Origin of the sequence: Bacillus pretiosus (genome assembly GCF_051294775.1) — a bacterium.
Lineage (GTDB): Bacteria > Bacillota > Bacilli > Bacillales > Bacillaceae_G > Bacillus_A > Bacillus_A wiedmannii.
The window spans coordinates 1-297 of record NZ_JBPPHF010000282.1 but is presented as its reverse complement, the minus strand read 5'-3'; the positions used below and the strand labels follow the sequence as shown (position 1 = coordinate 297).

Sequence of the window (297 nt, the reverse complement as noted above, 5' to 3'; positions counted from 1 at the left end):
CTAATATACCTGGTAGTTCATATGTTCTTTCGCCGTTAATGAAAATGTCTTTATGCAGTTCGCGTGCTTCAAAGTTTGTTACAAATTTACTTATATACGTGTGAACAGGATGAAACATTTTTAACCGTTCTTCTTTTCCTGGCTCTTCAGAATCTAATGCAATATAATCGCCTTCTGCTTGATCGTTAACTCGATTGATAATGCGATAAATTCGTTTCAGTCCTGGAGTGGTAATTTTTTCAGGGTTAGATGAAATTTTAATTGAATCATTTAACTTTCCATCAGTATCTTCAATCG

At 34.0% G+C, this 297-nt stretch carries 1 pseudogene; it reads right to left on the bottom strand.

Annotated features, from left to right (window positions below):
• Positions 1-297: pseudogene (locus ACSG5Z_RS30880) on the bottom strand (nicotinate phosphoribosyltransferase); the annotation flags it as partial.